Source organism: Streptomyces longhuiensis (assembly GCF_020616555.1).
GTDB lineage: Bacteria > Actinomycetota > Actinomycetes > Streptomycetales > Streptomycetaceae > Streptomyces > Streptomyces longhuiensis.
In genome coordinates this window covers 6,400,574-6,419,611 of sequence record NZ_CP085173.1, presented here as the reverse complement: position 1 = coordinate 6,419,611, position 19,038 = coordinate 6,400,574, and the positions used below count along the sequence as shown (strand labels likewise).

Genomic DNA, 19,038 nt, shown 5'->3' with positions numbered 1-19,038 from the left:
CAAGTAACCCGGTGCGAACAGACCGTAGCCACCGGCATGTCCCACACCTACCGTGTGCCCGTGCACCCAAGCGACTCCGCCCCACCGTTCAACGCTCCGGCCGCCCGACGCCTCCGTGAGGCCCTCGGGATGGCGCCCGGGCATGTCGCTTACGGCATGCGCGCCTCGTACGGCCAGCATCACGTCACGCCCGACACGATCATCGCCTGGGAGCGCGGGCTCACGTCGCCGACCTCGGCGGAGCTCACCGCGCTCGCGGGTGCCCTGTGGTGCTCGCCGGGTGATCTCATAGGCGCGGCGCGGACGCTGCGCGAGCACCGGATGGCCCGCGGCATGGCGCCGGAGGACGTGGCGCGCACGGTGGGGGTGGAGATCCATTCGTATCTGCGGATGGAGGAGACCGGCGAGTGGCGCGGCAACGAGCGCCAGTCGGCCACCCTCGCCGAGGTGCTCGGCCTTGCGCCGCCGGACTTCTCGACCGTCACGGGCCGCGACGAGCAGCTGGCGGATTTCCTGCGCAGCGCGGTGACCACGCGCTGGCAGGCGTACACGCGCCCGATCACCAAGCTCGTCCCCGTGCACAAGGGTCAACTGGAGGAAGTCCTCCAGGAGATGCAGCTCGAGTACCAGGCGCTGATGGCCGCGACGCTCAGCTGGGGCGGCGGTGCGGGGCGCGAGTCGGGCGAGGCCGGGCGGGAGTTCCTCGACGGGATCCTCGACGAGTTCTGGTCGAGGATGCGCACGTCGTAGGCGGTGGCGGCGGTCGCCGGACGGTGGAGCTCTAGAAGACCGATTCCGCCTCGTCCATGCGGTCCTTCGGGACCGTCTTCAGTTCGGCGACGGCCTCGGCGAGCGGGACCATCTCGATCTCCGTGCCGCGCAGCGCCGTCATGCGGCCGGAGACGCCCTGGTGCGCGGCCTCGACGGCGTGCCAGCCGAAGCGCGTGGCGAGGACCCGGTCGTACGCGGTCGGGGTGCCGCCGCGCTGGACGTGGCCGAGAATGACCGGCTTCGCCTCCTTGCCGAGGCGGCGCTCCAGCTCGAACGCGAGGGCCGTGCCGATGCCCTGGAAGCGCTCGTGGCCGAAGCGGTCGATCGCGCCGGTCTGGTAGTCCATCGTGCCCTCGGCGGGGTGCGCGCCCTCGGCCACGCAGATGACGGCGAACTTCTTGCCGCGCGCGAAGCGCTCCTCGACCATCTTGACCAGGTCGGCCGGGTCGAAGGGGCGCTCGGGCAGGCAGATGCCGTGCGCGCCGCCCGCCATGCCGGACTCCAGGGCGATCCAGCCCGCGTGCCGGCCCATCACCTCGACGACCATGACGCGCTGGTGGGACTCGGCGGTGGTCTTCAGCCGGTCCATGGCCTCCGTGGCGACGCCGACGGCGGTGTCGAAGCCGAAGGTGCGGTCCGTGGCGGAGATGTCGTTGTCGATGGTCTTCGGGACGCCGACCACGGGCAGGCCCGCGTCGGCGAGCATCCGGGCGGCGGTCAGCGTGCCCTCGCCGCCGATGGGGATGAGGACGTCGAAACCGATCTCGGTGGCGAGTTCCTTGGCGTTCTCGCAGGCGGCGCGGAAGCGGTCGCGCTCGAGCCGGGAGGAGCCGAGGATGGTGCCGCCGCGGGCGAGGATGCCGCTCACGGCGTTCAGGTCGAGGGTGCGGTAGCGCCCGTCGAGCAGTCCCGCGTATCCGTCCTCGAAGCCGATCACCTCGTCGCCGTGGTGCGTGACGGCGCGGTGCACGACCGACCGGATCACTGCGTTCAGGCCAGGACAGTCGCCGCCGGCGGTGAGAACTCCGATACGCATCGTGCGTGTCTCCTGCTCGCTGTTGAGACTTGTGAGCCGCTTCGATTCTTTCACGGCCGTGGGGGCGATGGGGGTCACCGCCGGGCGCGGGGGCCCGTGCGGCGCGTGTTCCGGGGGTCTTTCGGCCCCCGGACCAGGGCCTTTGTCCGGCGGGCGACCTAGCCACCCCCGGAGGTATTGTCAAGAGGGCACGGCTACGACTTTCATCAGAGGCCGGTTCAGCGGCCGAATCTCTGCGGCAGAGGCCCCTTCTCTGCGGCCCGTCCAACGAAAGGGAGAGCACGCGTGACGCGCAGCGTGTACGTGACCGGGATCGACCGGGGTGACGGCCGGCAGGTCGTGGAGCTGGGAGTCATGGAGCTCCTGACCCGGCAGGTCGACCGCGTGGGAGTCTTCCGCCCCCTCGTCCACGACGGTCCCGACCGGCTCTTCGATCTGCTGCGTGCGCGCTACCGCCTCTCCCAGGACCCGGCGACGGTCTACGGCCTCGACTACCACGAGGCGTCCGCCGTGCAGGCCGAACAGGGCACCGACGAACTGGTCTCGCGCCTCGTGGACCGCTTCCACCAGGTCGCCCGCGACTACGAGGTCGTCCTCGTCCTCGGCACGGACTTCGCCGACACCCAGCTCCCCGACGAGCTGGCCGTCAACGCCCGCCTCGCCAACGAGTTCGGAGCGTCCGTCATTCCCGTCGTGGGCGGCCGCAAGCAGACCCCGGAGTCCGTGCACGCCGAGACCCGCAACGCGTACCGCGCGTACGAGGTCCTCGGCTGCGACGTGCTCGCGATGGTCGTGAACCGGGTGGCGGCGCAGGACCGCGAGGAGATACGCGAGAGCCTGGCGGCCCATCTCCCGGTCCCCACCTACGTACTGCCGGACGAGCCCGCCCTGTCCGCGCCGACGGTCTCCCAGATCGCGCAGGCGCTCGGCGGCGAGGTGCTGCTCGGCGACGACGCGGGCCTCGCGCGCGACGCGCTGGACTTCGTGTTCGGCGGCGCGATGCTGCCGGCCTTCATCAAGGCGCTGACGCCGGGCTGTCTGGTCGTGACGCCCGGGGACCGCGCGGACCTCGTGGTGGGGTCGCTCGCCGCGCACAGCGCCGGGACCCCGCCGATAGCGGGCGTCCTGCTGACCCTCGACGAGCGGCCGGGCGAGGAGATCCTGACGCTCTCCGACCGCCTCGCGCCCGGCACGCCGGTGGTGGCGGTGAAGGGCGGTTCCTTCCCCACGGCGGGCGAACTGTTCTCCATGGAGGGCAAGTTGAACGCGGCGACGCCCCGCAAGGCGGAGACGGCGCTCGGTCTCTTCGAGCGGTGGGTCGACACGGCCGGCCTGCTGGAGCGCGTCTCGGCGCCGAGCAGCGACCGCGTCACCCCGATGATGTTCGAGCACAAGCTCCTGGAGCGGGCCCGCGCCGACAAGCGCCGCGTCGTGCTGCCCGAGGGCACCGAGGAGCGCGTCCTGCGCGCGGCGGACGTCCTGCTGCGCCGCGGGGTGTGCGACCTGACGCTGCTCGGCCCGGTGGAGCAGATCCGCAAGAAGGCCGCCGACCTGGGCGTCGACCTGGTGGACTCGCAGCTCATCGACCCGGCCACGTCCCAGCTGCGGGACCGGTTCGCCGCAGAGTACGCGCAGCTGCGCGCCCACAAGGGCGTCACGGTCGAGCTCGCGTACGACGTGGTGGCGGACGTGAACTACTTCGGGACGCTGATGGTGCAGGGCGGTCTGGCGGACGGCATGGTGTCGGGTTCCGTGCACTCGACGGCCGCGACGATCCGCCCGGCCTTCGAGATCATCAAGACGAAGCCGGACGCCGACATCGTGTCGTCCGTCTTCTTCATGTGCCTCGCCGACAAGGTCCTCGTGTACGGCGACTGCGCGGTGAACCCGGACCCGGACGCGCAGCAGCTCGCCGACATCGCGGTCCAGGCGGCCGCCACGGCCGAGCAGTTCGGCGTGGACCCGCGGATCGCGATGCTGTCGTACTCGACGGGTACGTCGGGCTCGGGCGCGGACGTCGACAAGGTGCGCAAGGCCACGGAGCTGGTGCGCGAGCGGCGCTCCGACCTGAGGATCGAGGGCCCCATCCAGTACGACGCGGCGGTCGAGCCGTCGGTGGCGGCGACCAAGCTGCCCGGCTCGGAGGTCGCGGGCCAGGCCAGCGTGCTGATCTTCCCCGACCTGAACACCGGCAACAACACGTACAAGGCCGTGCAGCGTTCGGCAGGCGCCATCGCCGTCGGTCCGGTCCTGCAGGGTCTGCGCAAGCCGGTCAACGACCTGTCGCGCGGCGCGCTCGTGCAGGACATCGTCAACACGGTCGCCATCACGGCGATCCAGGCCCAGACGCCGGCCTCCTGACCCCTACGAAGAGGTAAGCACCTGTGACCGCCACGCCCAGCCGAGTTCTCGTCCTCAACTCCGGCTCCTCGTCGCTGAAGTACCAGCTGCTCGACATGGAGAGCGGCGCCCGGCTCGCCGTGGGCCTCGTCGAGCGCATCGGCGAGGAGACGTCCCGCCTCAAGCACACGCCGCTGACCGGAGGCGGCGAGGCACGCGAGGTGAACGGCCCGATCGCCGACCACGACGCGGCCCTGAAGGCGGTCGCCGGGGAGCTGGCCCGCGACGGGATGGGCCTGGACTCCCCCGAGCTCGCCGCGATCGGCCACCGGGTGGTGCACGGCGGCATGTTCTTCACCGAGCCGACCGTCATCGACGACGCGGTGCTCGCGGAGATCGAGCGGCTGATCCCGGTCGCTCCGCTGCACAACCCGGCCAACCTCACGGGCATCCGCACCGCGATGGCGTTGCGCCCGGACCTGCCGCAGGTCGCCGTCTTCGACACGGCGTTCCACACGACGATGCCGGAGTCGGCGGCGCGCTACGCGATCGACGTGAAGACCGCCGACGAGCACCGCATCCGCCGCTACGGCTTCCACGGCACGTCGCACGCGTACGTGTCCCGCAAGGCGGCCGAGCTCCTCGGCAAGGACCCCGAGGAGGTCAACGTCATCGTGCTGCACCTGGGCAACGGCGCCTCGGCGTCGGCGGTGCGCGGCGGCCGGTGCGTGGACACGTCCATGGGCCTGACGCCTCTGGAGGGCCTGGTGATGGGGACGCGTTCGGGCGATGTGGACCCGGCCGTCATCTTCCATTTGATGCGGGTGGGCAACATGTCCGCCGACGAGATCGACGTACTGCTCAACCAGAAGAGCGGTCTCGTCGGTCTCTGCGGCGACAACGACATGCGGGAGATCCGGCGCCGTATCGACGAGGGCGACGAGGAGGCGCGGCTCGCCTTCGACATCTACATCCACCGTCTGAAGAAGTACATCGGCGCCTACTACGCGGTGCTCGGCCGGGTGGATGCCGTGGTGTTCACGGCGGGGGTCGGTGAGAACGCGGCGCCGGTGCGCGAAGCTGCCGTCGCGGGTCTGGAGGAGCTGGGCCTCGCGGTCGACGGCGAGCTCAATTCCGTACGTTCCGACGAACCGCGGCTGATCTCGCCGGAGTACGCGCGGGTGGCGGTCGCCGTCGTCCCGACCGACGAGGAACTGGAGATCGCGCGGCAGGCCTACGCCCTCGTGCACGACCCCGCGTCCCGCAACGACTGAGCGCACCACCGCCCATTTGTAGATTCCACCAGACGGAATATTCCGTAGCGAAACAAACCGATAGGATCGCCCCCATGCGCCGTTCCAAAATCGTCTGCACGCTGGGCCCCGCCGTCGACTCCGAAGAGCAGCTCGTTGCGCTGATCGAAGCCGGCATGAATGTGGCCCGCTTCAACTTCAGCCATGGCACGCACGCCGAGCACCAGGGGCGGTACGACCGTGTCCGGGCCGCCGCGGAGAGCACCGGCCGCGCCGTCGGCGTCCTCGCGGACCTCCAGGGCCCCAAGATCCGTCTCGAGACCTTCGCCGAAGGCCCCGTCGAGCTGGTGCGCGGTGACGAGTTCACCATCACCACCGACGATGTCCCGGGCGACAAGTCGATCTGCGGCACGACCTACAAGGGTCTGCCCGGCGATGTCTCCAAGGGCGACCAGATCCTCATCAACGACGGCAACGTCGAGCTGCGCGTCGTCGAGGTCGACGGGCCGCGCGTGAAGACGATCGTCGTCGAGGGCGGTGTCATCTCCGACCACAAGGGCATCAACCTGCCCGGCGCGGCCGTGAACGTGCCCGCGCTGTCCGAGAAGGACGTCGACGACCTGCGCTTCGCCCTGCGGATGGGCTGCGACATGGTCGCCCTGTCCTTCGTGCGCGACGCCGACGACGTCCAGGACGTCCACAAGGTGATGGACGAGGAGGGCCGCCGGGTCCCCGTCATCGCCAAGGTGGAGAAGCCGCAGGCGGTCGACAACATGGAGGGCGTCGTCGCGGCGTTCGACGCCGTGATGGTGGCCCGCGGTGACCTCGCCGTCGAGTACCCGCTCGAGAAGGTCCCGATGGTGCAGAAGCGCCTCGTGGAGATGTGCCGCCGCAACGCCAAGCCGGTGATCGTCGCGACCCAGATGATGGAGTCGATGATCACCAACTCCCGCCCCACGCGCGCCGAGGCGTCCGACGTCGCCAACGCGATCCTGGACGGCGCGGACGCGGTCATGCTGTCCGCCGAGTCCTCCGTGGGCGCCTATCCGATCGAGACCGTGAAGACGATGTCGAAGATCGTCGTCGCGGCCGAGGGTGAGCTCCTGTCCAAGGGCCTCCAGCCGCTCGTGCCCGGCAAGAAGCCGCGCACGCAGGGCGGTTCGGTCGCCCGCGCGGCCTGCGAGATCGCCGACTTCCTGGGCGCCAAGGGCCTCGTGGCCTTCACCCAGTCCGGCGACACGGCCCGCCGCCTGTCCCGCTACCGCGCGGCCCAGCCGATCCTGGCCTTCACCACGGACGAGGGCACCCGCAACCAGCTGACGCTGAGCTGGGGCGTCGAGTCGCACATCGTGCCGTACGTCGACAACACCGACGCGATGGTCGACCTGGTCGACGCCGAGATGGTGAAGCTGGACCGCTTCAACGACGGTGACACCGTGATCATCACGGCCGGTTCGCCCCCCGGTGTCCCCGGCACCACCAACATGGTCCGGGTGCACCACCTGGGCGGCGGAGAGCGCGACTGACGCCTCCCCCCGAACCGCGCCGAGGGCGCCCCCTGTTGAAGGGGGCGCCCTCGGCGTTTGTGCGGCTCCCGGACGGGTCCGTGGCTGCGCGCGGCAGCGGGGTCAGTCGGTGAGGTACTGGTGGAGACCCGGCACGTGCAGGTCACCACCGAACTGACCGGCCTGCTTGACCTTCACGTTCGTGAAGTAGATCAGCGGGATGTTCAGCGGCGGCGGGTGCTCCGCGTCGAACGTGATCGGGATCAGCCCCAGGAGGTTGCCCGAGATCGACTCCGTGTACATGGTGGTCTTCCCACCACGGATGGTGGACGTGGTGCCCTTGCCGGCCTGGACGTGGTACGTCTTGCCGCCCGGGCCGTCGACCGTCTGGTGCAGGTCACCGATGTCGGTGCCGTTCGAGATGACGTACTTCAGGACCTTCTTGACCGTGCCGTTGGGCGTGCGCACGTTCACGACGCCCTGGTAGTCCGCGCCCTTGAGGGTCAGCGAACTGGCCTCCAGGTGCCACGAGTCGTTCGGGACCTGAGCAGGGGTCTGCTCGTTGCCCCCCTCGTCGTCCGTGGCGACCGGGCAGTTGTCCGGCACACCGGTCTCGCTCGCCGAGGGCGTGGGGACCACGTCGGTGGCCTTGTCCGCGGTGTCGTCGACGGCCTTTCCGGCCTTGTCCACCGTGTCCTTGACCGCGTCCCCGGCCTTGTCCGCCGTGTCCTTGACGGGGTCGGTGACCTTGTCGACGGTGTCCTTGACGGTGCCGCCCACATCCGCGGACTTGGACGCCGAGGGGGTCGGGGTCGCCGACTCCTTCTGATCCGGCGTCAGCAGGTCCTTGAGCGCGTCGCCGACACCCAGCGGGTCGAGCGGGTTCTTGGTCTCGGTGGGCGTCGGGGTCGGCGTGGCCGTCTTGCCGCCGGCCGTGCTGTCGTCCGAGGGAGCGTCCGTGGACTTGGACGCGGAGGGCGACGGGGTGGGCTCGGCCTTGTCGCCCGAGTCCGCCTTGTCGTCCGACGTGTCCTTGCTCGCGGACGCGGAGGGCGACGGGGTGGGCGAGGCGGACTCGTCCCCCTTGTCGTCGGCCGCGTCCTTGCCGTCCTTGGACGCCTTGATCGCGTCGGCGCACGCCTTGTAGTCGTCCGCCGAGAACTTGGTGGGGTTGTCCTTGGCCTGCGCGAGCGTGGGGGTCAGCCCCATGCCCATGAGCACGGCCGTGGGCATCGCCGCAATGGCGATGGCTTTGCCCGCGGGCATGTGCAGCCTGGTGAACAGCGGCTTTCTGGGGGCTGCATGCCGCGGCCCGGTTCTCTCACGGAACTCTGCAGCAGAGTTCTCGTGGTGCACCTCGTCAGCCGGCACGGTGCCTCCCGTTCGTCCCGTCGTTGCCGTTCGGGCTCGTTCCTGACAGATCGTCCGACGCACCACCGAAGGCATCGAAGGCCGCCGTCTCGCTCTTCGCGGAGTCGGCGTCGTCCGCGGGCTTCATGCCGCCGGTCTCCGTCTTCGCGGCCCGTGAGGGCCCCCAGGAGATGCCGAGAGCGCCACCGAGCAGCGCCAGCAGGAAGCCGATGACGAAGCCACCGAAGTTGGAGACCACCAACGAGACCAGGGCGAGCAGGATCGCCGCGACGCCCGCGAAGACGCGGGACATCGGCTGGAACCAGAGCGTCAGGCCGAGCACCACAAGCAGGACGCCGATGATCAGCGAACCGGCGCCGGCGGTCGTCGACATCCGGATGGTCATCGAGCCGAGCGTGAGGTTCGCGTACGGGAAGTACATGATCGGAATGCCGCCCAGCAGCGTCAGCAGACCACCCCAGAATGGGCGCTGACCGCGCCACCCTCGGAACGATCGGCGCGTCCGGCCGAGCCTGTCGCCCAGCCCTGCTTGCGCTTCGGCGCTCATGTCGTACAGCTCCTCGGGAATGGCGTTGTTCTGTGGTGATGGTGCGTGTCGGATACGGGCACGGGGACGTCCCGGAGCTTCCCGTTCGTCCCCGCGCCCGGCCGTTCAGCGCTGTGAGTGAGCTAGACCCTGGGGCCTAGTAGCACTCGTGTGCGCCCTTCTGCACCTGCATGTGCAGGCCGGAGAGCTTGAAGGTGCCGGCCGTGGTCGCCCACGCGCGCTGCTTGACATCTTCGAAGTGCACCGAGTCGGCCTGCTGCGAGAACGAGTCCGGGACGTACTTGTCGCCCTTGGCCGGACCCGGGCCCTTGGTGGTCGAGTCGATTCCGACGCCGATGTCGATGTTCTTGAACGTGGCGTTGGTCGACAGGTCGTCGGCGTCGATGTACAGCTTCTTCGCCTCGACGCGGGGGCCGCCCGCACCGCCCGCGCTGAGCTTCATCGACACGTCGCCGAAGACCGGCACCGGCACGACGACCGACTGGCACAGGTTGGTGATCTTCGCCTCGTTGAGGCCGACGACGGCAACCGGGTGTGCACCCGACTTACCGCTGTCGAGGGCCCCGTACTGGACGAATCCCGTACCGTCGAGCGAGTCTGCCGTCACCTTGAACGACTGGCCCGAAACACTGAACGATGCCGCAAGCGCACCCTGCGAGAGGGCGACGCCTATCACGGCAGTCGCCGCGACGCTCGGCACCATGACTACGGCGAACCGCTTCCATCTGGTTCCGCCACGAGCCACGGACTCCATGACTTTCCTCCTTCTCGGACGTACATCTCCGGCCCTGACAGCGCCTCTTGGGACGCTCAGCCGGGCAGGGATGGGAGAAGTGCTACGTCCTCGGGAAGGAGAGCGCCCGCATCGGGGGCGCGCATTGGCACCCGAATCACCGGCGATCACCCCCGAGCGACAACCACTGGTCGCACCTGACAGTCACGCGCAACCTGCTGGACAGGCCCTGCCGGAAAGCAGAGACCCCCCTGCCCAAGGCCGGCGGCACTGCTACCGGCCTGCTCGGTGGGGACCCTGAAACCCCGCGACCCGATTGGCTGTCGGACTGCGGGATGAGGACCGAGCGTCGCCGATCGTGGTGCATTCTCGGCGCGGGCACAAGGGGGTTCGTTACTCGCTAGTAACGGACGGATAACCGAACAACGACCCGACGGTGTCACCCGACAACGCAGGGTGGCGTCAAGCGAGTTGCCAAAACAGAGGAAGGAGGGGCGTAACCGGACAGAAGGCGGCCTCTGACTTACTCCAAGTAACAGCAGCCGCCTTTACCAAGTTTTGGTAAAGCGCGACCGCTGTGTACCCGTGGGAACAGAACTTTCACCTGGGCACCACATCGCCCGGCGTTTAGGAACTGGTCAGAAACGGCTCAGAAGAGAACCCGGGCCAGAGCCGCACGGCCCGTAACCACCCGCGGGTCGTCGGCACCGACGACCTCGAAGAGTTCGAGCAGTCGCACGCGTGCGGCGTCCCGGTCCTCGCCCGCCGTGACCCTCACCGTGTCGACAAGTCGGCCGAACGCGTCCGCGACATGGCCTCCGACCAGGTCGAGGTCGGCCGCGGCGATCTGCGCCGCCACGTCGGAGGGGCGGTCCGCGGCGTCCTGACGGACCTTCTGCGGATCCAGGTCCTGCACACGCAGGAGCAACTCGGCCTGCGCCAGGCCGAGCTTGGCCTCGGTGTTGGCGGGGTCGTCGTTCAGCACGTTCTTGTACGCCTGGACGGCACCGGCGAGGTCGCCGGCGTCAAGAGCCTGCACGGCCGCTTCGAGCAGAGCGTCGTGCGGACCGGCCGGAGCCTCCACGACCGGTGCAGATCCCTCCGCATCGGGGTCGACCGTGATGCCGGTCAGACCGAAGCGCTCCTCGGCGACCTGGATCAACTGGTCGAGCGTCGCGCGGATCTGCTCGGCCGGCGCGGCCCCCTGGAAGAGCGGCAGGGCCTGCCCGGCCACCACCGCGAAGACCGCCGGGATCCCCTGGACCCCGAACTGCTGCATCAGCATCTGGTTGGCGTCGACGTCGATCTTGGCGAGCACGAACCGGCCGTTGTACTCGGCCGCGAGGTCTTCGAGCAGCGGGCTCAGCTGCTTGCACGGCTCGCACCACTCCGCCCAGAAGTCGATGACGACGGGCACCTCGGCCGAGCGCTGGAGGACATCGCGCTCGAAACCGACCTCGTCGACGTCGATGACGAGGCTCGACGGGGAGACGGCCCCGCCCCCGCCCTGCCGAGCGGACTCGGCACGCGCCTGCTCCGCCTTCGCCTTGGCCTCCTGGGCCGCCTTCACCGCGGCGAGGTCGACGACTCCGCTCATGGACATGTTCCGTGGCTGCATGAGTACATCCTCCCCCTTCCGCGGCGCGTTGTGGGCCGGGACCACCCGTCTCGGCCTCCCGCCGGACTGCGGGTGCCGTCGAGGATGTGGTCACGGACTTGGTCTGCGGCCCCGAGAGGGGCTGTTCTGCGGCCCGAAGGGGCCCTGTTCGGCGCCGGGTCCCCACCCGGGCCTCGTGGTTGTCGCAAGGCTCACTGAGCTTTCGCTACGGGTCGTAGCGTAACTCTCGCGCGGGCCGCGTGGGGAGGGGGTCTCCGTGATCTTCGCTGTGGTCTGCCTCACGGCGCTATCCCTACCGGCCGGTATCGTCACTTTCATGCAGAGCCGCACGCCCCCGCCCCTCCCGAGAACGGGCCGTCCTCGAAGCGCCGCCGCCGACGCGGCGATCCTCGAGGCGACCCGCGCGGCGCTGGTGGACCTCGGCTGGTCCAAACTCACGATGGGCGACGTGGCGACCCGCGCGGGCGTCGCCAAGACGACGCTCTACCGGCGCTGGGCAGGCAAGAACGAGCTCGTCGTGGACGCGGTGGCGGTCCTCTTCGACGAGCTCGAACTCCCGGACAACGGCAGCCTCGCCGCCGACATCGGGGGTGTGGTCCTCCAGTTCGCGGCGCTCCTGAACCGCCCGGAGACCAAGACGGCGCTGATGGCGGTGGTCGCCGAGTCGACGCGCGACGAACCGCTGCGCGAGCGCATCCGCACCTCGATCGTGGACCGGCAGAAGCGCCTGGTCCTGGAGGGCCGCGCCCGCGCCCACGCCCGCGGCGAACTCCCCCTCGAATCCGACCCGGCCGCCGCCGCCCGCACCGCCGACCTCATCTTCGACGTAGTCGCGGGAGCCGTGGTGCACCGCACGCTGGTGAGCGCGGAGCCGGTGGACGAGGAGTGGGTCGACCGCTTCACCGCGCTGCTCCTGGGCGGACTCGCCTCCGTACAGGCCTAGGGCTCTTCGTTCGGACCAGGCCGGACCCGGTCAGCCGTTCCAGGCGCAACTGCCCAGCGTGGCACGCTTCTTGGCGACCAGTCGGGCCGCCTCGTCCGCCGGCAGGACGCGGGTGTGCGAGCTCCGGCACACGACCGTGCGGTCCCCGTGTCCGGCGAGGTCCACGAGGATCTGGTCCCAGTGGCGGTACTGCACGTCGTGCGCGGAGTCGGCGTAGGTGCGGACCGTGACGCGGTCCGCGGCGAACTGCTGCCGCCAGGTCGCGAGGGTGGCCGGCGGGACCGTGGTGTCCTTGTCCCCGCCGTACAGATGGACGGGGGCCGTCAGCTTCGACAGGTCGGGGCCCGGCCGCCCGCAGTACAGCCTCTGCTCGTGGACCTGCGGCGCCGGATCGGCCTGCTGACCACGCTGGTTGTAGGTGCGGGCGCCGTCCTCGTACGCCGTGTCCGCGAAGCCCGGTATGGACTTGACAGGGCTGTCGTCGGGGAACGCCCACCACTTGCGCGGGTCGGTGATGGAGTCCTTCAGGGCCGCGGTGAGCGCGTCGTCGGACATCGCGCAGTACGCGGGCTTCTCTCCGTACGGGGGCAGGGCGGCGACCAGGTGCAGGGCGGAGACGCGGCCGGGTGCGCGGGCGGCGAGTTCGGCGGCGTAGGGACCGCCTCCGGAGATCGCGACGATCCTGAACTTCTCGACGCCGAGGCGGTCGAGCACGTCCAGGGCGTCCCGCGCGAAGTCGGCCGTGCCGAGGGCGGGATCGTACGCGGTGTCGCCGAAGCCGTTGCGCTCGACGGAGATCAGCCGCAGGCCCAGGTCCGAGCGCGTGGTGCGGAAGAAGTCGGTCATGTGGACGGCCCGCGCGCTGGTCCCGGTGCCGCCTATGTAGAGGACCGGAACGCCGTCGCGCGGGCCCGAGTCGGTGTAGTGGGCCGTGCGTCCGGAGGGCAGCTTCGCGGCGCGTACGTCGGGGCCGAGCGGGTCGAAGGTGTTCTGCACCTTGGGCTCGGCCGGCGGGCTCGCGCTCACCGCCCCGGATCCGCCGAGGACCATCCCGCCGAGCAGGGCGAGGGCGGCACAACCGACGGTGGTGGTAGTGCGGTTGAGTCCGGACAGGCGCACGGGAACTCCTGGGGCAGGCGACGATGGACGTGCCCGCGCCTACCCCGGCCCGCGCCGGGTGACACCTGTCACTCTGTCCCCCGGCGCGAACTCCCGTCAGAATCCGGCGGGTTCGGTGTACACGCCCCACTCGTCGCGCAGCACCCCGCAGATCTCGCCCAGGGTGGCCTCGGCGCGCACGGCGTCGAGCATGGGCGGGATCATGTTGCCGCCGTCGCGCGCGGCCTTCAGCATCTCGTCGAGGGCGGAGCGCACGCGGGCGTCGTCCCTGGCCGCCTTGCGCGCGCCGAGCTCGCGCACCTGCTCGCGCTCGACCTCGTGGCTGACCCGCAGGATCTCCAGGTCGCCGGTGACGGACCCGTGGTGCGCGTTGACGCCGACGACCCGCTTGTCGCCCTTCTCCAGCGCCTTCTGGTACTGGAACGCGGACTCGGCGATCTCGCCGGTGAACCAGCCGTCCTCGATACCGCGCAGGATGCCCGAGGTCATCGGCCCGATCGGGTGCTGCCCGTCCGGGTGGGCGCGCAGGCCGCGCTCCTTGATCTGCTCGAAGATCTTCTCGGCGTCGGCCTCGATCCGGTCCGTGAGCTGCTCCACGAACCACGAACCGCCCAGCGGGTCCGCGACGTTGGCGACGCCGGTCTCCTCCATGAGCACCTGCTGTGTGCGCAGCGCGATCTCGGCGGCCTGCTCGGAGGGGAGCGCCAGGGTCTCGTCGAGGGCGTTCGTGTGCAGCGAGTTGGTGCCGCCGAGCACGGCCGCGAGCGCCTCGACGGCGGTCCGCACGACGTTGTTGTACGGCTGCTGCGCGGTCAGGGAGACCCCGGCGGTCTGGGTGTGGAAGCGCAGCCACTGCGCCTTGTCGGTCTTCGCCCCGTACACGTCCCGCATCCAGCGCGCCCAGATGCGGCGGGCGGCACGGAACTTGGCGATCTCCTCGAAGAAGTCGAGGTGTGCGTCGAAGAAGAAGGAGAGGCCGGGCGCGAAGACGTCCACGTCGAGCCCGCGCGACAGGCCGAGCTCCACATAGCCGAAGCCGTCGGCGAGCGTGTACGCCAGCTCCTGCGCGGCCGTGGAGCCGGCCTCGCGGATGTGGTACCCGGAGACCGAGAGCGGCTTGTACGCGGGAATGCCCTCCGCGCAGTGCTCCATGAGGTCGCCGATCAGGCGCAGATGCGGCTCGGGCTGGAAGAGCCACTCCTTCTGCGCGATGTACTCCTTGAAGATGTCGGTCTGCAGCGTGCCGTTGAGGACGGCCGGGTCGACGCCCTGGCGCTCGGCGGCCACGAGGTACATGCAGAAGACGGGCACGGCGGGGCCCGAGATCGTCATGGACGTCGTGACGTCCCCGAGCGGGATGTCCTTGAACAGGACCTCCATGTCGGCGGCGGAGTCGATGGCGACGCCGCAGTGCCCGACCTCGCCGAGCGAGCGCGCGTCGTCGGAGTCGCGGCCCATCAGCGTCGGCATGTCGAACGCGACGCTCAGCCCTCCTCCGCCGGCGGCGAGGATCATCTTGTACCGCTCGTTGGTCTGCTCGGCGTTCCCGAACCCGGCGAACTGCCGGATCGTCCACGTACGGCCCCGGTACCCGGTCGGGTACAGGCCGCGCGTGAACGGGTACTCGCCGGGCCATCCGATCCGCTCGAAGCCCTCATAGGTGTCCCCGGGACGTGGCCCGTAGGCCGGTTCGACCGGGTCCCCGGAGAGCGTCGAGAAGTCGGCGTCCCGCTTGCGGGCGGAGTCGTACCGGGCCTGCCAGCGACGGCGGCCCTCTTCGATGGCGTCAGCGTCCATGCTTCCCATGCTTTCAAATTTACTAGGACGTCCTAGTAAATGTCGATGGCAAACCGCCCGCACATCGTGCGGGCGGTGGAGTGGCGCGGTTCGTCAGGCCTTGGCGACGGCGGGGGCGCCGTCGGCGACCTTGGAGTCCAGCTCGCGGGAGACCTTCCGCTCCACGAAGAACGCGGCGGTCGGGATCGTGCCGGCGATCAGCACCCACAGCTGCTTGCCGACCGGCCACTTCGCCTTGGAGCCCAGGTCGAAGGCGAAGACCAGGTAGATCACGTACAGCCAGCCGTGCGCGATGGCGACGACGCGCGTGACGTCCGCCGCGCCGTCGATGCCGAGCACGTACTTGGCGATCATGCCGAGGCACAGCAGGACCAGCAGGACGCCCGTGACAAAGGCCATCACCCGGTACCGGGTCAGCACGCTTCGTTTCATGGATACGAGCGTAACGGCCCGTTTTGCGCGATCTTCGCGCGGGTCAGGCCTCGTCGAAGTCGTGGGCGGCGACCCGCAGCGGCCGCAGCATCGCGAAGATCTCGCCGCACTCCTCGGCGTCGTACACCCCGAGCCCGAAGTCCATGGCCATCAGGTCGCGGGTGGCGGCGTCGCAGACCTCGCGGCCCTTGGCAGTGATGGAGGCGAGCGTTCCGCGGCCGTCGTTCGGGTTGGGCCGCTTGTCGACGAGCCCGGAGCGCACCAGGCGGTCGACCGTGTTCGTGACCGAGGTCGGGTGCACCATGAGCCGCTCGCCGATCTTCGACATCGGCAGCTCGCCGGCCTTGGAGAAGGTGAGCAGCACCAGCGCCTCGTAGCGCGCGAAGGTCAGCCCGTACGGCTTCACGACCGCGTCGACCTCGGCGAGGAGGATCTGGTGCGCGCGCATGATCGAAGTGATCGCGCCCATGGACGGCACGGATCCCCAGCGCTGCTTCCAGAGTTCGTCTGCACGGGCGATGGGATCGAAGGCAAGGCTGAGCGGCTTCGGCACGCCCAAGACCTTACCGGCCGGTCATATGCTGGTCAGCCCCGTCTCGCCCTTCGGTCGGGGCCACGCGAAAGCCCCGGCCCTACCGGGCCGGGGCTCACGGGAAAAGAGGGTCACTCGGCGGCGAGGTGCCGCTCGACCGTCGCGACCTTCGACGTCATGCCGTCCGTCACACCGGGGCGGATGTCCGCCTTGAGGACGAGCGATACGCGCGGGGCACGCGCCTCGACGGCGGCGACGGCGCGCTTCACGACGTCCATCACCTCGTCCCAGCTCTCGCCCTCGATGGTGGTGAACATCGCGTCGGTGCGGTTCGGGAGGCCGGACTCGCGGACGACCCGGACGGCGTCTGCCACGTACTCGCCGACGTCCTCGCCGACGCCGAGCGGGGAGACCGAGAAGGCGACGATCATGCGTTCACGACCTTCTCCTGGCGGGCGCGGGACGCGATGACCGCGGCCTCCGCCTCGCGCTTCAGCTTGCGCTCGGCGAAGAAGCCGCCGGTCGGCAGGACGGAGAGGACGAAGTAGAGGGCGGCGGTCTTGAAGCCCCACTTCGTACGGTTCCACGCGTCGAGCCAGAAGATCACGTAGAGAACGAACAGGACGCCGTGCACCATGCCCATGACCGGGACGGCGTCGAACTCCGTGGTCCGCTTCAGCACCGAGCAGACGAGGAGCAACAGGAAGGAGACGGCCTCAGGAGCGGAGACCAGGCGGAGTCGGCGGAGTGCGGAGGCGGTCTTGATGTCCACGGGGCACCTTCGGCAGAAGCGGTGAGGGGGCGAGCGTTCGATCTTGTGAACGTAAGCACAAGCGCTGCCCATTGTGGCATCGGGGATGACCCGGGGCTCGCTCAGGGTTCGTTCAGGGCCGGGACCCCTGTCCCGGGGGGCATCTCGCCCATTACCGTCACATCGTGGCTACGTTCCGGCTTCAAGGCAGCAGAGTGCTCGCCGTCGACATGACGGGCGACAGCGTCAAGGCGAAGAACGGCTCGATGGTCGCGTACGACGGCCGGATGGCGTTCAAGAAGATGACGGGCGGCGGCGAGGGCATCCGCGGCATGGTGACCCGCCGCCTCACCGGCGAGGAGATGACGGTGATGGAGGTGAAGGGGCAGGGCACGTGCTGGTTCGCGGACCGGGCGAGCGAGATCAGCGTCGTGAACCTGCGGGGCGACAAGCTCTTCGTCGAGTCGAGCAATCTGCTCTGCACGGACGCGGGCCTGCGCACCGGCACGTCCTTCACCGGCGTGCGCGGCGCCTCGCAGGGCAACGGCCTGTTCACGACGACCGTCGAGGGCAACGGCCAGGCAGCGATCATGAGCGAGGGCCCCGCCGTCGCGCTCCGCGTCAGCCGGGACCACCCCCTGACCGTCGACCCGGGCGCGTACGTCGCGCATCAGGGGAATGTGCGGCAGTCCTTCCAGTCCGGCGTCACGTTCCGCACCTTCATGGGCGAGGGCGGCGGCGAGGCCTTCCAGATCCGCTTCGAGGGCGACGGCCTGGTCTACGTACAGCCCAGTGAGCGCAACACGATCGCGGGAGACGTGTGAGATGCCCTTCCGTGAGATCAACTCGAAGATGGTCGAGGCGACGGTCGTCCCCGGGCAGCGGATCTACAGCCAGCGCGGCGCGATGCTCGCCTACAGAGGGGACGTCACCTTCACGCCCAGCATCCAGGGCGGCCAGGGCGGCGTGATGTCCATGATCGGGCGCCGCGTGGCGAACGAGGCGACGCCGCTGATGACCGTGGACGGCAGCGGCACCGTCCTGTTCGGGCACGGCGGCCATCACGTCCAGGTGATCGCCCTCTCCGGAGACACCCTCTATGTGGAGGCGGACCGTCTGCTCGCCTTCGACGGGAGCCTTCGGCAGGGCACGATGTTCATGGGCTCGCAGGGCGGCGTCATGGGGATGGTGCGCGGCCAGGTCACCGGGCAGGGCCTGTTCACCACGACCCTCGAGGGACATGGCGCGGTCGCCGTCATGGCGCACGGCGGCGTCATCGAGCTGCCGATCACGCCGGGCCGCCCCGTCCATGTCGACCCGCAGGCGTACGTCGCGCACCACGGCGACGTGAGGAACAAGCTGTCGACGGCCCTCGGCTGGCGCGACATGGTGGGGCGCGGCTCCGGCGAGGCGTTCCAGCTGGAGCTCAGCGGCAGCGGCGCGGTGTACGTCCAGGCCTCGGAGGAGAAGCTGTGAGCACCCCGGTGATCTTCGACCCGGCCACCCTGCCGGCCGACGACAATGTGAACGCGTACACGTTCTGCGTGGAGCTCAAGGGCAGCAGCTGGTTCCTGCAGAAGGGCAAGATGATCGCCTACTACGGGCGCATCGACTTCAACGGGATCGGGCACGGCCGCCTCGACCGCCTCGTACGGACCTCCTTCCACTCCCCGCTGCACGCGAGCGACTGGGTCGTGGCGGAGGGCTCGGGCAAGATGCTGCTCGCCGACCGGGCCTTCGACGTGAACTCGTACGACCTGGAGAACGGGAACCTGACCATCCGCTCGGGCAACCTGCTCGCTTTTCAGCCAACTCTCGCGCTGAAGCAGTCGATCGTTCCCGGCTTTCTGACACTCATTGGCACGGGCAAATTCGTGGCGGCCTCGAACGGCCCGGTGGTCTTCATGGAGCCGCCGATCCGCGTAGATCCACAGGCCCTGGTCGGCTGGGCCGACTGCCCGTCACCCTGCCACCACTACGACCACTCCTATCTGACGGGCGTGATCGGCGGTCTACGTGCGATGACGGGCGTCGGAGGCGTGTCCGGGGAGGAGCACCAGTTCGAGTTCGTGGGCGCCGGGACGGTGTTACTGCAGTCCACGGAGACGTTGATGGCTGAACAGGCGACGGGTGCCGTGCCGCATCAGGCGGGGGTGCCGGGTGGTCAGGGGGTGCCGGGGCAGCAGCCGGGGGTACCGCGTCTTCCCGGACAGCTCGGCGACCTCCAGCGTCGCTTCGGACTGTGAGCGGTAACCTGCGGAGTGTGACGTCGAACGCGTGACCCCTTTGT

Annotated in this window: 19 protein-coding genes; 8 read left to right on the top strand and 11 right to left on the bottom strand. The window is 69.7% G+C overall.

Going from position 1 to position 19,038, the window contains the following annotated elements; translation table 11 throughout:
- Positions 1-36: 36 nt before the first annotated feature.
- Positions 37-750: a helix-turn-helix domain-containing protein gene (locus LGI35_RS29730; protein ID WP_227297271.1), complete on the top strand. Its 714-nt coding sequence runs from the start codon at positions 37-39 to the stop codon at positions 748-750.
- Positions 751-781: 31 nt separating this feature from the next.
- Here the strand turns inward: LGI35_RS29730 and LGI35_RS29725 are convergent, their stop codons facing one another.
- Positions 782-1,807 carry an ATP-dependent 6-phosphofructokinase gene (locus LGI35_RS29725; RefSeq protein WP_116513406.1) on the bottom strand — a complete coding sequence of 342 codons (1,026 nt, stop codon included), beginning with the start codon at positions 1,805-1,807 and terminating at the stop codon, positions 782-784.
- A 285-nt stretch (positions 1,808-2,092) separates the two neighbouring features.
- Here LGI35_RS29725 and pta point away from each other — a divergent pair, with 285 nt between their 5' ends.
- The 3 genes from pta to pyk all read left to right on the top strand — a co-directional run bounded on the left by pta (position 2,093) and on the right by pyk (position 6,926).
- The gene (gene pta / locus LGI35_RS29720) at positions 2,093-4,168 is read left to right on the top strand and encodes a phosphate acetyltransferase (RefSeq protein ID WP_227297270.1); all 2,076 of its coding nucleotides are present in this window, start codon (positions 2,093-2,095) and stop codon (positions 4,166-4,168) included.
- Positions 4,169-4,191: 23 nt separating this feature from the next.
- Positions 4,192-5,421, top strand: a complete 1,230-nt coding sequence (locus LGI35_RS29715; RefSeq protein WP_227297269.1) for an acetate kinase — start codon at positions 4,192-4,194, stop codon at positions 5,419-5,421.
- A 74-nt stretch (positions 5,422-5,495) separates the two neighbouring features.
- A complete protein-coding gene (gene pyk, locus LGI35_RS29710) occupies positions 5,496-6,926 on the top strand; it encodes a pyruvate kinase (RefSeq protein ID WP_227297268.1) in 1,431 nt (476 codons plus the stop codon).
- A gap of 102 nt (positions 6,927-7,028) precedes the next feature.
- Here the strand turns inward: pyk and LGI35_RS29705 are convergent, their stop codons facing one another.
- The 4 genes from LGI35_RS29705 to LGI35_RS29690 all read right to left on the bottom strand — a co-directional run bounded on the left by LGI35_RS29705 (position 7,029) and on the right by LGI35_RS29690 (position 11,174).
- Entirely contained in the window at positions 7,029-8,276 is a 1,248-nt protein-coding gene (locus LGI35_RS29705) for a hypothetical protein (RefSeq protein ID WP_376568752.1), read from the bottom strand.
- A complete protein-coding gene (locus LGI35_RS29700; protein WP_227297266.1) occupies positions 8,266-8,823 on the bottom strand; it encodes a DUF6114 domain-containing protein in 558 nt (185 codons plus the stop codon). Before LGI35_RS29700 ends, LGI35_RS29705 begins: the two co-directional genes overlap by 11 nt.
- A 136-nt stretch (positions 8,824-8,959) precedes the next feature.
- Entirely contained in the window at positions 8,960-9,577 is a 618-nt protein-coding gene (locus LGI35_RS29695; RefSeq protein ID WP_227297265.1) for a DUF6230 family protein, read from the bottom strand.
- Between the two features lie 628 nt (positions 9,578-10,205).
- Positions 10,206-11,174, bottom strand: a complete 969-nt coding sequence (locus LGI35_RS29690; protein WP_227297264.1) for a tetratricopeptide repeat protein — start codon at positions 11,172-11,174, stop codon at positions 10,206-10,208.
- Positions 11,175-11,490: 316 nt separating this feature from the next.
- On the opposite strand from LGI35_RS29690, the gene LGI35_RS29685 reads away from it, so the two are divergent.
- Positions 11,491-12,117 carry a TetR/AcrR family transcriptional regulator gene (locus tag LGI35_RS29685; RefSeq protein WP_227297263.1) on the top strand — a complete coding sequence of 209 codons (627 nt, stop codon included), beginning with the start codon at positions 11,491-11,493 and terminating at the stop codon, positions 12,115-12,117.
- A 30-nt stretch (positions 12,118-12,147) separates the two neighbouring features.
- Here the strand turns inward: LGI35_RS29685 and LGI35_RS29680 are convergent, their stop codons facing one another.
- The 6 genes from LGI35_RS29680 to LGI35_RS29655 all read right to left on the bottom strand — a co-directional run bounded on the left by LGI35_RS29680 (position 12,148) and on the right by LGI35_RS29655 (position 16,769).
- A complete protein-coding gene (locus tag LGI35_RS29680) occupies positions 12,148-13,236 on the bottom strand; it encodes an alpha/beta fold hydrolase (RefSeq protein WP_227297262.1) in 1,089 nt (362 codons plus the stop codon).
- 96 nt (positions 13,237-13,332) lie between these two features.
- Positions 13,333-15,033 carry a coenzyme B12-dependent isobutyryl-CoA mutase large subunit gene (icmA, locus tag LGI35_RS29675; protein WP_116509789.1) on the bottom strand — a complete coding sequence of 567 codons (1,701 nt, stop codon included), beginning with the start codon at positions 15,031-15,033 and terminating at the stop codon, positions 13,333-13,335.
- Positions 15,034-15,126: 93 nt separating this feature from the next.
- Positions 15,127-15,465, bottom strand: a complete 339-nt coding sequence (locus LGI35_RS29670; protein WP_227297261.1) for a DUF3817 domain-containing protein — start codon at positions 15,463-15,465, stop codon at positions 15,127-15,129.
- A 43-nt stretch (positions 15,466-15,508) separates the two neighbouring features.
- A complete protein-coding gene (locus tag LGI35_RS29665; protein WP_116509794.1) occupies positions 15,509-16,018 on the bottom strand; it encodes a MarR family winged helix-turn-helix transcriptional regulator in 510 nt (169 codons plus the stop codon).
- Between the two features lie 110 nt (positions 16,019-16,128).
- Complete coding sequence (locus LGI35_RS29660; protein WP_127831024.1) at positions 16,129-16,428, bottom strand: MTH1187 family thiamine-binding protein; 300 nt, start codon at positions 16,426-16,428, stop codon at positions 16,129-16,131.
- The gene (locus tag LGI35_RS29655; RefSeq protein WP_227297260.1) at positions 16,425-16,769 is read right to left on the bottom strand and encodes a DUF3817 domain-containing protein; all 345 of its coding nucleotides are present in this window, start codon (positions 16,767-16,769) and stop codon (positions 16,425-16,427) included. Before LGI35_RS29655 ends, LGI35_RS29660 begins: the two co-directional genes overlap by 4 nt.
- A 164-nt stretch (positions 16,770-16,933) precedes the next feature.
- Here LGI35_RS29655 and LGI35_RS29650 point away from each other — a divergent pair, with 164 nt between their 5' ends.
- The 3 genes from LGI35_RS29650 to LGI35_RS29640 are packed head-to-tail and all read left to right on the top strand — an operon-like array spanning position 16,934 to position 18,994.
- Entirely contained in the window at positions 16,934-17,572 is a 639-nt protein-coding gene (locus LGI35_RS29650) for an AIM24 family protein (protein WP_227297259.1), read from the top strand.
- Between the two features lies 1 nt (position 17,573).
- A complete protein-coding gene (locus LGI35_RS29645) occupies positions 17,574-18,224 on the top strand; it encodes an AIM24 family protein (protein ID WP_227297258.1) in 651 nt (216 codons plus the stop codon).
- Positions 18,221-18,994, top strand: a complete 774-nt coding sequence (locus LGI35_RS29640; protein ID WP_227297257.1) for an AIM24 family protein — start codon at positions 18,221-18,223, stop codon at positions 18,992-18,994. The genes LGI35_RS29645 and LGI35_RS29640 overlap by 4 nt, the downstream gene beginning before the upstream one ends.
- The last annotated feature ends 44 nt before the right edge of the window (positions 18,995-19,038 follow it).

Bases quoted from the DNA above. Each gene is read 5' to 3' on its own strand.
- LGI35_RS29730 (WP_227297271.1), top strand. From the start codon at position 37: ATGTCCCACACCTACCGTGTGCCCGTGCACCCAAGCGACTCCGCCCCA.
- LGI35_RS29725 (WP_116513406.1), bottom strand. From the start codon at position 1,807: ATGCGTATCGGAGTTCTCACCGCCGGCGGCGACTGTCCTGGCCTGAAC.
- pyk (WP_227297268.1), top strand. From the start codon at position 5,496: ATGCGCCGTTCCAAAATCGTCTGCACGCTGGGCCCCGCCGTCGACTCC.
- LGI35_RS29700 (WP_227297266.1), bottom strand. From the start codon at position 8,823: ATGAGCGCCGAAGCGCAAGCAGGGCTGGGCGACAGGCTCGGCCGGACG.
- LGI35_RS29695 (WP_227297265.1), bottom strand. From the start codon at position 9,577: ATGGAGTCCGTGGCTCGTGGCGGAACCAGATGGAAGCGGTTCGCCGTA.
- LGI35_RS29690 (WP_227297264.1), bottom strand. From the start codon at position 11,174: ATGCAGCCACGGAACATGTCCATGAGCGGAGTCGTCGACCTCGCCGCG.
- LGI35_RS29685 (WP_227297263.1), top strand. From the start codon at position 11,491: ATGCAGAGCCGCACGCCCCCGCCCCTCCCGAGAACGGGCCGTCCTCGA.
- icmA (WP_116509789.1), bottom strand. From the start codon at position 15,033: ATGGACGCTGACGCCATCGAAGAGGGCCGCCGTCGCTGGCAGGCCCGG.
- LGI35_RS29670 (WP_227297261.1), bottom strand. From the start codon at position 15,465: ATGAAACGAAGCGTGCTGACCCGGTACCGGGTGATGGCCTTTGTCACG.
- LGI35_RS29660 (WP_127831024.1), bottom strand. From the start codon at position 16,428: ATGATCGTCGCCTTCTCGGTCTCCCCGCTCGGCGTCGGCGAGGACGTC.
- LGI35_RS29645 (WP_227297258.1), top strand. From the start codon at position 17,574: ATGCCCTTCCGTGAGATCAACTCGAAGATGGTCGAGGCGACGGTCGTC.